General features: G+C 65.3%; 8 protein-coding genes. 1 reads left to right on the forward strand and 7 read right to left on the reverse strand.

What is annotated here, in order from left to right; genetic code table 11:
• Window positions 1–103: 103 nt before the first annotated feature.
• The gene (locus ACK4FJ_RS02790; RefSeq protein ID WP_409763691.1) at window positions 104–3634 is read left to right on the forward strand and encodes a hypothetical protein; all 3531 of its coding nucleotides are present in this window, start codon (window positions 104–106) and stop codon (window positions 3632–3634) included.
• A 12-nt stretch (window positions 3635–3646) separates the two neighbouring features.
• On the opposite strand, the gene mutL is transcribed toward ACK4FJ_RS02790, so the two are convergent.
• From mutL to ileS, 7 genes are all read right to left on the reverse strand, one after another.
• Window positions 3647–5533 (reverse strand): DNA mismatch repair endonuclease MutL, encoded by a 1887-nt coding sequence (gene mutL / locus ACK4FJ_RS02795; protein ID WP_409763694.1) that lies wholly within the window; start codon window positions 5531–5533, stop codon window positions 3647–3649.
• Between the two features lie 16 nt (window positions 5534–5549).
• Window positions 5550–6887 (reverse strand): M16 family metallopeptidase, encoded by a 1338-nt coding sequence (locus tag ACK4FJ_RS02800; RefSeq protein WP_409763697.1) that lies wholly within the window; start codon window positions 6885–6887, stop codon window positions 5550–5552.
• Complete coding sequence (locus ACK4FJ_RS02805; protein ID WP_409763700.1) at window positions 6887–8227, reverse strand: M16 family metallopeptidase; 1341 nt, start codon at window positions 8225–8227, stop codon at window positions 6887–6889. Before ACK4FJ_RS02805 ends, ACK4FJ_RS02800 begins: the two co-directional genes overlap by 1 nt.
• A 13-nt stretch (window positions 8228–8240) precedes the next feature.
• On the reverse strand, window positions 8241–8849 hold the full coding sequence (locus tag ACK4FJ_RS02810) for a DUF3035 domain-containing protein (protein ID WP_409763703.1): 609 nt from the start codon (window positions 8847–8849) through the stop codon (window positions 8241–8243).
• A gap of 103 nt (window positions 8850–8952) precedes the next feature.
• Window positions 8953–10887: an ATP-binding protein gene (locus ACK4FJ_RS02815; RefSeq protein WP_409763706.1), complete on the reverse strand. Its 1935-nt coding sequence runs from the start codon at window positions 10885–10887 to the stop codon at window positions 8953–8955.
• Window positions 10888–11131: 244 nt separating this feature from the next.
• Window positions 11132–11602: a signal peptidase II gene (gene lspA / locus ACK4FJ_RS02820; RefSeq protein ID WP_409763709.1), complete on the reverse strand. Its 471-nt coding sequence runs from the start codon at window positions 11600–11602 to the stop codon at window positions 11132–11134.
• Window positions 11599–14436 carry an isoleucine--tRNA ligase gene (gene ileS / locus ACK4FJ_RS02825; RefSeq protein WP_409763712.1) on the reverse strand — a complete coding sequence of 946 codons (2838 nt, stop codon included), beginning with the start codon at window positions 14434–14436 and terminating at the stop codon, window positions 11599–11601. Before ileS ends, lspA begins: the two co-directional genes overlap by 4 nt.
• Between the last annotated feature and the right edge of the window lie 8 nt (window positions 14437–14444).

Genomic DNA, 14444 nt, shown 5'->3' on the forward strand with positions numbered 1-14444 from the left:
CGTTGCCGGCCTGAGTCCGATCGCATCACTGGACGCGCAGGAGCGCGCGGCCCCGCCGGGATCGATACAAGCACACAACAAGATCACGGCTGCACGGCTGCCGATGCTGTTCGAGCCTAATCGCGGCCAGGCCGCCGCGCCGGTGCGGTTCCTGGCCCGCGGCATCGGGCAGTCGATCTTCCTCTCCGATACCGAAGCCGCCTTCGTGCTGGCATTGCCGGCCAGGAATCGTTCCGCGAAAGACGGCGGGGGCATCCCACGCCCTGAACGACGGGATGGCATCGACGCGCTCGTTCTGCGCATGGTGTTCGCCGGCGCGGGCAAGGCCGCCGGCGTCAAGACGCGCCTGAGCGGCGAGCAGCCCCACACGGCCCGCATCAACCACGCGGTCGGCCGCGACCGCGGCAAGTGGCAAACCGGACTGCCCGGCTATGATGCCGTGCTGTATCGCGACCTCTATCCCGGCATCGACCTGCGCATCGGACCGGACCGGGGCGGCTCGCGGCTGGATTTCCTAGTGGCGCCGCAGGCCGATCCGCGCCGCATCCGCCTGCATTTCCCCACCGCCGAGCGGCTGTCGCTGGATGAACGCGGCATACTGCAGATCGAGCTGGGCGGCCAGCGCCTGCGCCTGAGCGCGCCATACCTGTATCAGGAAACCCGGGATGGCCGACGTGAGCTGGTGGCGGGCGGTTACGTGCTGGGCCGCAATAGGGACGTGAGCCTGCGCATCGGCCGCTACGATCCGCGCCGGCCGCTGGTGATCGACCCGACGCTGGATGCCTCCGCCGTGCTGGGGGGGAGCGGTATAGAACGGCCCGATTTCAGCAGTTTCGCGCTGGCGCCTTCTGGTGATATCTGGACTACGGGGGTTGCCACGTCGGCAGATTTTCCGGTTGTCGGCGGGCAGCAGGCGATCCGCCGCGGATTCTCGGATGCCTTCCTGGCCCGCTTCGCGGCCAATGACCTGACGCTGGCCTTTTCCACCTATTTCGGCGGCAGCAATAGCGACAGCGGTTCCGGCCTGGCTCCATTACCCGACGGCGGCACCTTCCTTGTTGGCAGCGTCAGCTCAAGCGACCTGCCGGTCTCACCCGATGCCGCACAGGCCAATCCTGGAAGTTATGATGATGCCTTTGTCGCCCGCTTCGATGCAGCCGGCTTGCCAACCTACGTCACCTACCTGGGCGGCAATGACCTGGAGAATGGCCGCACGGCGGCGATCCGCGGCAACAGCCTGTTCGTGGCTGGTGAGACTTTTTCGACCAATTTTGCCATGACGCCGCTGGTGTCGGGCCTGCCCCCGCTCAATGTCAGCCGCACGGATAACACCAATCCCGACAGCTATGTGGCGAAGCTGAACATCGTCACTGGGGCTTTGGATTTCGCCCACTATATGGGCGGCAGCCAGAATGACGCGATCCTGTCCCTCGTGGTCGACAATACCGGCAGCCTGCTGGGCGCGGGCCTGACAGGGTCGCCCGACCTGCCGGTGCGACCGTCCGGCAGCCAGCCCCACCGCGGCGACAGCGATGCCTTCCTGTTCAAGCTTGGCAGCGACGATGCCAGCCTGGCCTATCTGCAATATATCGGCGGCAGCAGTTCGGATAATGCGTACAGCCTCACCGTCGACACCGCCAACCGCGCCCATGTCGCCGGGGGCACGGGGTCGACCGACCTGCCGCAGATCAACTCGATCTTCGGCGGCACACCATCCCCAAGCTATGGCTTCTATGCCGCCTTCTCACCGACCGGCCAGCGCGAGCAGGTCACTTATGTCGGCCCGCGCCCGACGTCGGTGCAAAGCATCGCGGTTGCACCAAACGACCGCATCTGGATCACCGGCCGTGGCAGCGAAGTGCCACCAGCCCCTATCATTTCGGAAAATGTGCCAAACGGCAGTTCGGATGCCTTGATCGCCGCGCTGGACGCGCAGGGCCCGTGGCGTTTCATCGGCGGCGGCAACTCCGAGATGGGATATTTCGTCGCCGCCCCTTCCGAAACGACACTGATCATCGCGGGACGAACGGCATCGGCCGATTTCCCCGCTACCAACAACTATCGCAACGGGATGGTGGGCAGCGAGGATATTTTCGTCGCGCGCCTGTCGCTGCCGCAGCCGGGACCCGATCTGCGCCTGGCCTTCACCGACAGCGCCGATCCGGTCGCGCCGGGGCAGAGCTTCAGCTACCAGATCACCGCGATCAACAACGGTGACGGTGTCGCCACCGGCGTCAGCGTCAGTGTCGACATCCCCGCTGGCTGTGCTCCAGCCTTTCCGCTGCCGGTCGGCTGGAGTTCCAGCGGCGCGACGCTCAGCCATGCCCTGAATGACCTGGCGCCGGGCATGGCATCAGCAGCCCTGACCCTACCGCTATCCTGCAGCCAGGGCGGTATGGTCATCGCCGAGGCGCGCGTGCAGGCCACGCAGGCCGATGCCGATCTCTCGAACAACACCGCCAGCCAGACCACGACCATCGGCACGGCCGACCTGCTGGTGCTGAAAACCGCATTGGCCAATCCGGTGCCGGCCGGGCAGGCCGCCGAATTCCTGATCGAGCTGCGCAATACTGGCCTGCTGCCGGCCAGCGGCGCGCGCCTGACCGATACCTTGCCGGCCGGATGCCAACCGCTGATGCCGCCCAACCCGCCCTGCAGCCTGAACGGCCAGACAGTGACCTGCATGCTTGGCAATCCCATCCCGGCCGGTGGCCTGTGGGCCGGGCTGCTGCGCGGCACCTGCATGCCGGGCGTTCATGCCAACACGGTGGAGGCCACGGCAGAGAATGAACCGGCCAATCTGCGCGGCGACAACAGCGCCACCGAGGTCTTCATCGTTGAAGCGCCACCCGCGCCGATGCCGGGCCTTACCGTGGCGCTCGACATCGATCCCGCTGAGATCCAGCTTGGCCACCGCTTCGGTTACAAGATCAACCTGCGCAACAGCGGCAATACGGCACTAAGCGATGTGCGGCTGCAGGCCGGCTTCCGCCTCGACAAGGTGGTGCGGAATATCCGGCTGGATAATGCCAGCGACGGCCAATGCCAGCCGCTGGCGATCACGCCCCTGGAGGCGCGACTGGACTGTCGTTTTACCGCCCTTCCGCTGGAACAGAGCCGCTCGGTGTTGCTATCGGCGGAGGCCTTCGGGCTCGGTACCGTGTTGGCCTCGGCCAGCGGTGAGGCCGCCGGCCTGCCGGCGCCAATGATGCAGACGGCAACCCGCCTGGTGCAGGCGCCGCCGGCCGATCTGGAGGTGGTGATCAATGTTCAGGGCGAGGCGGGGGTGAATGGCCGCCTGACGCATTACATCAACCTGCGCAATCGCGGCCCCGAGACGGCCCACAGCCTGCGCGCCACCATCACCCTGCCGCGCGATGCCGGCATCGACTATATGCCGAACACGCCGCAGGCCGGGCAATGCGTGGAAATTCCGCTGCTCTCGCCCACGCGCCGGCAGGTGGAATGCAATCTGGCCAGCCTCGCCGCCGGGCAGCAGATACCGATTGTGCTGGTGCTGCGGCCTGGCAGTGCGGGAGATTTCCGGGTGACGGCCGCGGTGGAGAGTGGCAGCATCCTCGATCCCCATGCCGGCAACAACCAGGCGACGCTGACCACGGCCATCGTGCCCTGAGACTTTGTGGTCTTACCGCCGGCCGAACAGTTTCTCGATATCGGCCAGCTTGAGTTCCACGTAGGTCGGGCGGCCGTGGTTGCATTGGCCGGAATGCGGCGTGGCCTCCATCTGGCGCAGCAGCGCGTTCATCTCGTCCAGCGTGAGCCGGCGGCCGGCGCGCACGCTGCCATGGCAGGCCATGGTGCCGCAGACCTCTTCCAGCTTTTCCTTCAGCGGCAGCACGGAATCGTATTCGGCGATGGCATCGGCCAGGTCGTGCACCAGGGCCTGCACGGCCACGTCGCCCAGCAGAGCCGGCACTTCACGCACCACCACGGCGCCGGCGCCGAAGCCTTCCAGCACGAGGCCGAGTTCGGCCAGTTCGTCGGCCCGTGTGCTGAGGCGCGTGGCCTCGGCTTCGCTGAGTTCCACCACCTCGGGCAGCAGCAGCACCTGGCGCGGCACGCGGCCGGCTTCCAGGTTCACCTTCATGCGCTCATAGACCAGGCGCTCATGGGCAGCATGTTGATCGACGATCACGATGCCGTCGGCCGTCTGCGCCACGATGTAGGTTTCATGCAACTGCCCGCGCGCCGCGCCCAGCGGATAGCTTTGCAGCGGAACAGGAGCAACACCCGCATCCTCGTTGCGCGCTGCCGGCGCGAGGCCTTCGCCTGTTGCGGTCGTTTCACCCGAGAAATCTCCCGAGAAATCTCCTTGGGGCGCGTTGTAGAGCGCCGCCGCCTCGGCCAGGCCGGGCACTGAACTGGGCCGCAGGTTGTCGTAGCCGCGCCAGCGCGACGGCCCGCCGAAAGTGGACTGAAAGGGCAATGGCATGGTGGGCGAAGCCTGTGGCTTCAGGGCACCCAGCGCCGACTGCGCCACGGTGGTGGAGGCGCGATGGCCGGCCTCGGCCAGGGCATGGCGCAACGCGCCGACGATCAGGCCACGCACCAGGCCGGAATCGCGGAAGCGTACCTCCGCCTTGGCCGGATGCACGTTCACATCCACCTGTTCGGCCGGCAGGTCGAGGAACAGGGCCACGACCGGATGGCGGTCGTGGCTGAGAAAATCGGCATAGGCGCCACGCAGCGCGCCGACGAACAGCTTATCGCGCACCGGGCGGCCGTTGACGAACAGATACTGGTGCTGGGCATTGCCGCGATTATAGGTCGGCAGGCCGGCATGGCCGGTGAGCCGGATGCCCTCGCGCTCGGCCCTGATCGGCACGGCATTGTCTGCGAAGTCGCGGCCGAGGATCTGTTCCAGCCGGCCGAGCTGCTGCAGGTCCTGCCCATCGTCCATCAGGCTGGCCGGCACTGCATCGGCACGGAAGCTGACCCGGCCATCCTGCTGCAGCGTGAAGGCGATGCCGGGATGCGCCATGGCCAGGCGGCGCATGATCTCCTGCACGGCCAAGTCCTCGGCGCGGTCGGATTTGAGGAATTTCAGCCGCGCCGGCACGGCATAGAACAGGTCGCGCACCTCGATCCGCGTGCCCTTGCCGGCTGCCGCCGGCTTCACGCTTCCGACCTTGCCGCCTTCCACCTCGATGGCCCAGGCGGAGTCGTCATTCTCCTGTCGGCTGACGATACTCATGCGGCTGACCGCGCCGATAGAAGGGAGCGCCTCGCCGCGAAAACCGAGCCAGCGGATATCGAGCAGGTCGTCGCTGGGTAGCTTGGAGGTAGCGTGGCGTTCGACGGCGACCGGCAGGTCGTCGCGCGCCATGCCCCTGCCGTCGTCGCTGACGCTGATCAGGCTACGCCCACCATTGGCGATGGCGACGTCGATGCGACGCGCGCCGGCATCGATGGCATTCTCCACCAGTTCCTTCACGGCTGAAGCCGGCCGCTCCACCACCTCGCCGGCGGCGATGCGGTTGACCAGCGTTTCGGGCAGACGACGGATAGCCATGATCCTGCGGCCCCGCTCAGCCGCCGAGGCCGGCAGGCTGGCCGACCACTACTACCAGATATTCGTCGCGAGCGAACAGGCGCTGAGCCACGCGGCGGATATCCTCCTGGCTCACGACATTGATCAGGCCGGGATAGGCTTCGATGTAATCGGGAGAAAGGCCCGTATTGCGCATCGCCACCAGCATGCCGGCAATGGCGGCATTGGAGGTGAGCCGCAGCGGGAAGGAACCGGTCATATAGGATTTCGCCGCCGCCAGTTCATCGTCGCTTACGCCTTCGCGGGCCAGACGGGCCAGTTCGGTGCGCACCAGCTTCAGGGCATCCGCCACCTGGGCATTGGAGGTGGCGAACGACCCGGCGAACAGCGCCGAGGCCTTGGAGGGAGAGAGCTGCGTACCGACGGAATAGACCAAGCCGCGCTTTTCGCGCACCTCCTCAAACAGGCGCGACGACATGCTGCCGCCGCCGAGAATCTGGTTCAGCACTGTGGCCGCGTACCAGTCAGGATCCTCGCGGGCGATACCAGGCGCACCGAACAGCACCATGCTCTGCGGATTGGGGAACGGAATCACCACCGGCTGGGCAGTCGTCTTCACTTGCACCGGTGGCGGCAGGGCGATGCGCGGTTCGCGCGGTAGCGCCCCGAAGCTGCTGTCGACCAGACGGGCCAAGTCGTCGGGCACGATATCACCCACCACGGCCAGCGAGAGGTTACTATGCGCCATCACGGCGCCGGCAAAATCGGCCAGTTCGGCACGGCCGATGCGCTCCAGGCTTTCGATGCTAGGCGCCGAGCGGCGGCCATACGGGTGGTCGCCATAGGCCAGCGCGGCGAAGCGCTCGCCGGCCAGCGTGTTCGGATTGGCGCGACCCCGTTCGTAAGCCACGCGGGCCTGTGCCTTCACGCGCGCTACCGGTTCGTCGTCGAAACGCGGCGCGGTCATCGCCAGCGTCAGCAGCTCAAAGGCACGGGCGCGATGCTGGCTAAGCGTACGCAGGCCAACCGAGATGTAATCGCGGTCGGCCGAGAAATCGAGCGCGATTGCCTTCTCGCGCAGGGCGTTCTGGAAGGCTTCAGCCTCCAGATCGCCGGCACCCTCGGTGAGCAGGCCCATGGCAAGGCCGGCGCGGCCCTCCAGCCCTGCCGGATCGCTGGAGCTGCCACCGCGCCAGGACGCCTGCACGGCCAGCATGGGTATGGAGGGTTCGCGCACCAGCCACACCTCAATACCAAGCGGCGTAGTGATACGTTCGATCTTCGGTGCGGCGAAAGCCGGCAGCGGCAGCGCAACAGCGCCCAGCAGCGCCAGGGCGCCGGCCATGGCGCCGATCAGGATATCGCGGCGACGCATCAGCTCTGTTCCTTAGGCAACAGGTGGCCGGTGACCGAGCGGCGCAGATCGAAGACATGTCGGGCGGCCGCCTTGACCTGTTCGGCGGTGACGGCGTCGACCAGGCGTGGCCAGACCTCGACATCCTCAACCGTCTGTCCCGAAGTCAACGCCGAACCGAAGATACGCGCGGCATTGGAAAGGCTGTCGCGTGCATAGACGGTTTCAGCCTGCATCACCGTCTTGGCCTGGCGCAGTTCGTCTGCCGTCACACCATCTGCCAGGATGGCAGCGATCATGCGATCCAGTCCTTCTTCCACCTCATCAAGTTTGCGGCCCTGCTTGGGTGAGGCGCCGAAGGAAAAAGTGGTGGGGTCAAGCGAGGTGGAGGAATACCAAGCGCCAGCCGAGGCGGCCGGGCCATCGCCCTTCACCAGCGCATTATGAAGCCGGCCGGTGGGTGCGTTGAGAATTTCGGCCAGCACCGAAAGCGGCACGGCATGCTGCTTTTCGCCGGCCGTGCGGCTCGGTGCGAGATAACTGCGACGCAGGCTGGGCTGGGCCACGCGCGCATCCGCCATACTGAGGCGGCGGGCGGCCAGCTGCGGCGGTTCCTGCGGCCGCACGCGCGGCGGCACTGGGCGCATCGGGATCATGCCGTAATGCTTCTCGGCCAGGCGCTTCAGCTCAGAAGGCGTCACGTCGCCGGCCACGACCAGGATGGCATTGTTGGGTGCATAATGGCTCCGGTAGAAACTCATCGCGTCGTCCAGCGTGAGCTTCGCCACTTCCTGGGGCCAACCGATCACCGGGCGGCCATAGGGATGCGACAGATACTGCGCGGCATCGAACTGTTCGCCGAACAGTGCGGCCGGGCTGTTCTCGACCCGACTGAGCCGCTCCTGCAGCACAACCTGCAGCTCGGGCACGGCATCCTCGGGCCGAGGCTGCAACTGGGTCATGCGTTCGGCTTCCATGCGCATGACCAGTTCCAGCCGGTCACGCGCGATGGTCTGGAAATAGCCAGTGTAATCCGAGGAGGTGAAGGCGTTGTCGCGGCCGCCCTCGCGGGCAACGATACGCGAGAATTCGCCCGGCCCCAGGCTGGGCGTGCCCTTGAACATCAGGTGTTCGAGATAATGCGCCACGCCGGTGACACCGGGCTGCTCGTCGGCGGCGCCGACCTTGTACCAGACCATGTGATGCACGACCGGGGCGCGATGATCCTCGATCAGCACGACCTGCATGCCGTTATCCAGCACGAACTGCGTCGGGCGGAATACCTGCGCATGGCTGTCTACCGCCGGTCCTGCCAGACATGTCGCGATGGCGAGCAGGACAGCGAAGATCAGATGATGCACGGGCCTACCTCCGTCAGAAGATGCCTTCCAGCGGGCCGCGTTCGCGGCGCTTGATGGTCGGCACATCGCCCGCTGTCGCAGGCCGGCCGGTGGCGGCATTCTCGCGCAGACGTTGGGCTTCCTTCGCCGCATCCACAGCAAGACCGGGTTCCTCAGGCCTCTGCCAGAAAATCAACCGGTCGACGAAGCGGCGGTCACGCTCGGCCAGCTGGGTAAATTCATCATTCACCTTGCGTCGGATATCCGGGTCGGCATTGGTGGCCTTAGCCTGCTGCAGCAGGGCGCTTTCGCCGGCGGAACGCTGTGCGGCCGTGGCGTTGGGATCGCGGCTGAGCGGGGTGAGTTGACCGGCCGCGCTGTCGGTACGCCCCGCAAGCGCAGCGGCGGCCCGATCGCGCGCAGGCACTTCCTGCGGGCGGGGCGCTCCGGGTTCGGGCGGGCGCAGACCGAATTCCGGTGGCAGCACCAGCGGCGCCTTGGTGACGACTGCGAATTCGTCGGGCGCCTTCTTATTCAGCCCGAGCGCCTCGCGGGTGGTGTCACAGCCGGCGAGGACGACAGGCAACGTCAGGATGGCGCATGCCACCCACAGGCGTCGGCCGGCAGTATTCGGTCGACTCATGGCGAAAATTTCCCCTGTTGCTTAAGGCGGCGAGATTTTACCCTCCCACGCCCCTCGCGCACAAGGGCGGGGGAAACAGTCATTCTGGCGGAGAACCGCGATTTCAGCTGTCAGCAGCCAGACGACCCGGCAGGCGAATCGTCGCCACTGCGCCATGTTGCGCACCATTGGCCAGGGTCAGGGTTCCGCCATGCAGTTCGATGAATTTGCGGCTGATCGCCAGACCCAGCCCGGTGCCCTCGCTGCGGCGGCGGATATTGGGGTCGCCCTGCCAGAAGGGTTCAAAGATACGCTCCAGATTCTCCGGCCGGATGCCGCTGCCGGTATCGCTGACGGTGATGCCGATCTCGCCATTCTCGTCCCGGCCGCCGGCCAGCGTGACCTCGCCCCCAGCGGGTGTGAACTTGATCGCATTGGATAGCAGGTTGAGCAAAACTTGCTTGATGGCGCGGGCGTCAATGCGCACCGGCGGGAATTCCTCCGGGAAGTCGTTGTTCAAGCCGATATCCGCCTCCTGCGCACGGCCCCGCACGATGGTGAGGCAGTCGCCGATCACGACTGGCAGCGACTGCTCCTCCAGCGTCAATTCGTAGCGTCCGGCCTCGATCTTCGACATGTCAAGGATGTCGTTGATGACATGCAGCAGATGCCGCGCGCTCATCACGATATCTTCGGCATAATCGAAATAGCGCTCGGAATTGGCACCCCACATGCGCAAGGTGATCACCTCGGCAAAACCGATGATGGCATTGAGCGGCGTGCGCAACTCATGACTCATATTGGCGAGGAATTCCGACTTGGCACGATTGGCGGCGATGGCGTGTTCGCGTTCGCGCGCGTAGGAAGACGCCAGCCGCTCTAGGTCCTCGGCCTGGCCGCGCAGCCGAGCATTGGCTTCGTCAAGTGCGCGTTCTGCCAACTTGCGCTCGCTGATGTCGAGCGCAATCGAGATGATGCCGTTGACGCGCCCGTCGGCATCCAGCAGCGGCACCTTGTTTTCCAGCATGGTGAATTGCGGGGAATCGGCCAGGTGATAAGTGCACTCCAAGTTCAGCACCGACTGGCCGCGCGCCGTCATGGTCGCTTCGTTCTCGACATTGAAGCGGATGAATTCCGCGCGATGCTCCGCTGCCAGACCCGGCAGTGCAAGCTGATCCAGGCGGCGACCAACAATCTCCTCCGAAGGCTGGCCGAAAGCCTCGATCACGCGACTGTTGACCAGCAGGTAACGGCCATCCACATCCTTCAGGCTGATCAGTGCGGGGATCGCGTCCAGCACACTGCGCAGCATTTCGCGGCTACGCTCCACTTCGGCCAGATGCTCACCGCTGGCGCCGAGAATGGCATTCACCCGCGCGGCCAGCAGGCCGAATTCATCCGCAGTATGACGCTCCGGCACGCTGATACGCGATTCCTCGGGCCGACGCGGATCGGCGCGCTCGATCTGGGCCACCAGCGACAGCAGTGGCCGCGTCAGCGTGTAGTAGAACAGCACAGCCAAAATCAGCGCGAGCGCGAAATTGCGTACGAATCCCGTACCGATCACCACCCAGGTGCGATTGAGGATGCTTTGCGCCAGTAGGGTGCCATCGACAGCCACCCGCATCTCGCCGACCAGATCGCGGTCGCGCGGGCCATAGAGCGGTCGGGTCAGCATCTCGTCGCCGGTGGGCAGGAGGCGCAGCAATCCGCCCGGTTCCGCCTGCTGCCGCTCGCGTTCCTGCAGCGCCATGCGGCGGCCATAATTGTCGTAAATCTCGGCGCGCCAGATTGGCTTGTATAGCAGCAGGCCACTAACCACGCGGGCGGCGAGTTGCTCGTCGAGAGCATAGGCCGCCTGCGATGCCGCATCGTTCAGCATGTCCATTACCTGCACCACCGTGGTCTGGCGCTGGTTCAGTTCGTTGCGGATATCGAAACCGAGTTGGAACAGGCTGGAAATGAAGCCGAGCAGCAGGGCGGCGATCACCGTGACCTTGACCTGCTTGGCCGAAAGCTGATTCCGGGAAAATTTACGGCGGACCGGAGTCTGCATCATGCGCAGGCCTTCGGGGTACCGCCCGCGGTAACCCCATTGCGCAGCATTCCCCGTCCGGTGTTCCCCCGCCGGTCATGCCGGCTTGGGCCTTTGCACGATGGAAGCATCCTGCCTCTCGTCCGCCCTACCCCGAAATGCTGCCATCATTCCCGGGACGATGCAACGAATGAGCGAGCCCCAATGCGACTGCAGGTAGCGTTTTTTGCCTGCTATCAATCAAATGGCGTCAACCGGCCGGAAGTCGTCAGGCGGAGGGCGGGCGTGGCCGGAACCCGTCCAGCAGCAGCAGGCCGACGCCGACAACTATGGCGCTATCGGCCACGTTGAAGGCCGGCCAATGCCAGCCGAAGGCGTGAAAATCGAGGAAATCGAATACCGCGCCGAAACGGTAACGATCAATGATGTTGCCGATGGCCCCGCCGATGATCATGCCCAGGGCCGTGCCAATCAGCCGCCCCTGGGCCCGCCACAGCCAGACCAGCAGCCAGAGCAGCACGGCAGCGGCCACGCCGATCAGGGTCCAGCTGCGCGTGGCGCTGTCTTCCTGGAACAAGCCGAAGCTGACACCGGTATTCCAAACCAGCACCAGATTGAAGAACGGCGTGATGACAATGCCCTGCGGATTCTGCTGCATCAGGTTGAGCAGCAGATACTTGCTGACCTGATCGGTCACCAGGATCAACGCCGCGACGATCAGGCCCAGGCGCAGGGTCATGCCGCCGTCCCCACTGCGGTGGCACAGCGGCGGCACAGGTCGTCATGGCCATGCACATGCCCCACATCGGGCAGCACCTGCCAGCAGCGCTCGCATTTGCGGCCTTCGGCCAGCTGCGGCACCACGGCCACGCCCTTGGCATCGTCGCTGCGATAGGCTTCGGCCGGTCCTTCGCCCTCGCGCAATGTGATACCCGAGGTGATGCATATCTCGGCGAAATCGAGATCGGCCAGGGCGGCCAGGTCCTCGCCGCCCACATACACCACCGGATGGGCCTGCAGGCCGGCGCCGATGCGCTTTTCGGCGCGCTCGATCTCCAGCGCGCCGGTCACGGCCCGGCGCACACGGCGTACACGCTCCCACTTAGCGCCCAGAGCGGGATCAAGCCACGCTTCGGGCAGAGCCGGCCAGACCTCGCGGTGCACGCTGCCGTCCTCGGAGGGATATCGCGTCAGCCAGGCTTCTTCCGCCGTGTAGCAGATGATCGGCGCCAACCATTTCACCAGGCAATTGAACAGGCGATCCAGCACGGTGCGGGCGGCGCGACGGCGGATGCTGTCCGGCGCGTCGCAATAGAGCGCATCCTTTCGGATATCGAAATAAAAGCCCGACAGATCGACGGCGCAGAAATTATAGAGCGCCACATACATGCGATGGAAATCGTATTCCTCGCAGCTTTCGCGCACCACCTGCCCCAATTCGGCCAGGCGATGCAGCACCCAGCGCTCCAACTCCGGCATCTCGGTGTGTGGCAGGCGCTCGGTCTCCTCGAAACCGGCCAAGTTACCCAGCAGGTAGCGCAGGGTGTTGCGCAGACGGCGATAGGCATCGACCTGGGCCTGGATGATCTTGGGACCCACGCTGAGATCGTCGTTGTAATTGGCCGAGGCCACCCACAGGCGTAGGATATCGGCGCCGGACTGCTTGATCACATCCTGCGGCTCGACCGAGTTGCCGAGCGATTTCGACATCTTCCGTCCCTTCTCGTCGAGCAGGAAGCCATGGGTCAGCACGGCATCGTAAGGCGCGCGGCCGCGGGTGCCGCAGCTTTCCAGCAGCGAGGAATGGAACCAGCCGCGATGCTGGTCGGAACCTTCCAGATACAGCGAGGCCGGCCATTTCAGGTCGGGCCGCTGTTCCAGCACGAAGGCATGGGTCGAGCCGGAATCGAACCAGACATCGAGGATGTCGGTCACCATCTTCCATTCGTCAGCCTTATACTTGCCGCCCAGGAAATCCTCGGGCTTGGCCGTGAACCAGGCATCCGCGCCGCCCTTCAGGCAGGCCTGCACGATGCGTTCGTTCACTTCCGGATCGCGCAGCAGTCCCCCGGTTTCCTTGTTCTCGAACACGGCGATCGGCACGCCCCAGGCGCGCTGGCGGCTGATCACCCAGTCGGGCCGCTGCTCGATCATGGAATACAGCCGGTTGCGGCCCTGCGGCGGATAGAAGGCCGTGGCGTCGATGGCCGCTAGCGCCTTCTTGCGCAGGTCGTTGGTGGTCATCGAGATGAACCATTGCGGCGTGTTGCGGAAGATCAGCGGCGCTTTCGAGCGCCAGGAATGCGGATACTGGTGGCGCAGGCGGCCGCGGCCGACCAGCGCGCCGGCTTCGGTCATCGCCGCGATCACGCGGGCATTGGCATCGCCTTCCTTGCCGGCATCGTCCAGCACGCGGGCCGGATTGTCGCCGCCGAAAACCGGCACATGACGGAAATAGCGGCCATCCGCATCCACCGTATGCGGCACCTCGATGCCGTTGGCCATGCCGAGATTGTAGTCGTCGGCGCCATGGCCCGGCGCGATATGCACAAAGCCGGTGCCGGCATCCATGGTGACGAAATCGCCATGCAGCACCGGCACGTCGAAGGCGAAGCCCTGCGCGCGCAGCGGATGGGCGCAGACGGTGCCGACAATGTCGGCGCCCTTCAGCGTGGCCACGGTGGTCACGGCTTCAAGCGTACAGGCCTTGGCCACCGTCTCGGCCAGGTCCCTGGCCACCACGATCTCATCGCCCGCCTTCGCCAGCGACTTCTCGCCCACCGTGTCCACGCGCAGGCGCACGTATTCTGCATCTTTCGACAGCGCGATGGCGCGGTTGCCCGGCAGGGTCCAGGGCGTGGTGGTCCAGATCACGATGCTGGCGCCGTCCAGCGCCTTCACCGAGGCCTTCACGACGGGGAACTTCACGAAGACGGTATGCGAGGTGTGCTCGTGGTATTCCACTTCCGCCTCGGCCAAAGCGGTGCGTTCGACGATGGACCACATCACCGGCTTGGAGCCCTTGAACAGGCCGCCATTCATCAGGAATTTGTGGATCTCGCGCACGATCTGGGCTTCGGCGCCGAAACTCATCGTGGTGTAGGGATTCTTCCAGTCACCGATCACGCCCAGCCGCTTGAATTCCTCGCGCTGCACGCCGATCCAGTGGTCGGCGAAGTCACGGCATTCCTTGCGGAACTCGTCGATCGGCACGTCGTCCTTGTTCTTGCCGGCGGCGCGATACTTCTCCTCGATCTTCCATTCGATCGGCAGGCCGTGGCAGTCCCAGCCCGGCACGTAGTTCGAGTCATAGCCCATCATCTGCCGCGAGCGGTTAATGGTGTCCTTCAGGATCTTGTTCAGTGCGTGGCCCAGATGCAGGTTGCCGTTGGCATAGGGCGGGCCGTCATGCAGCACGAATTTCTCGCGGCCCTTGCTGTCGGCACGCAGCTTTTCGTACAGGCCGATCTTTTCCCAGCGGGCCAGGATTTCCGGTTCCTTCGCCGGCAGGCCGGCCTTCATCGGGAAGTCGGTGGTGGGCAGGAAGACGGTCGAGCGATAGTCTTTGGTCATCGGTCTAC

The organism is Ferrovibrio sp., from assembly GCF_046297595.1.
Taxonomy (GTDB): Bacteria; Pseudomonadota; Alphaproteobacteria; order Ferrovibrionales; family Ferrovibrionaceae; genus Ferrovibrio.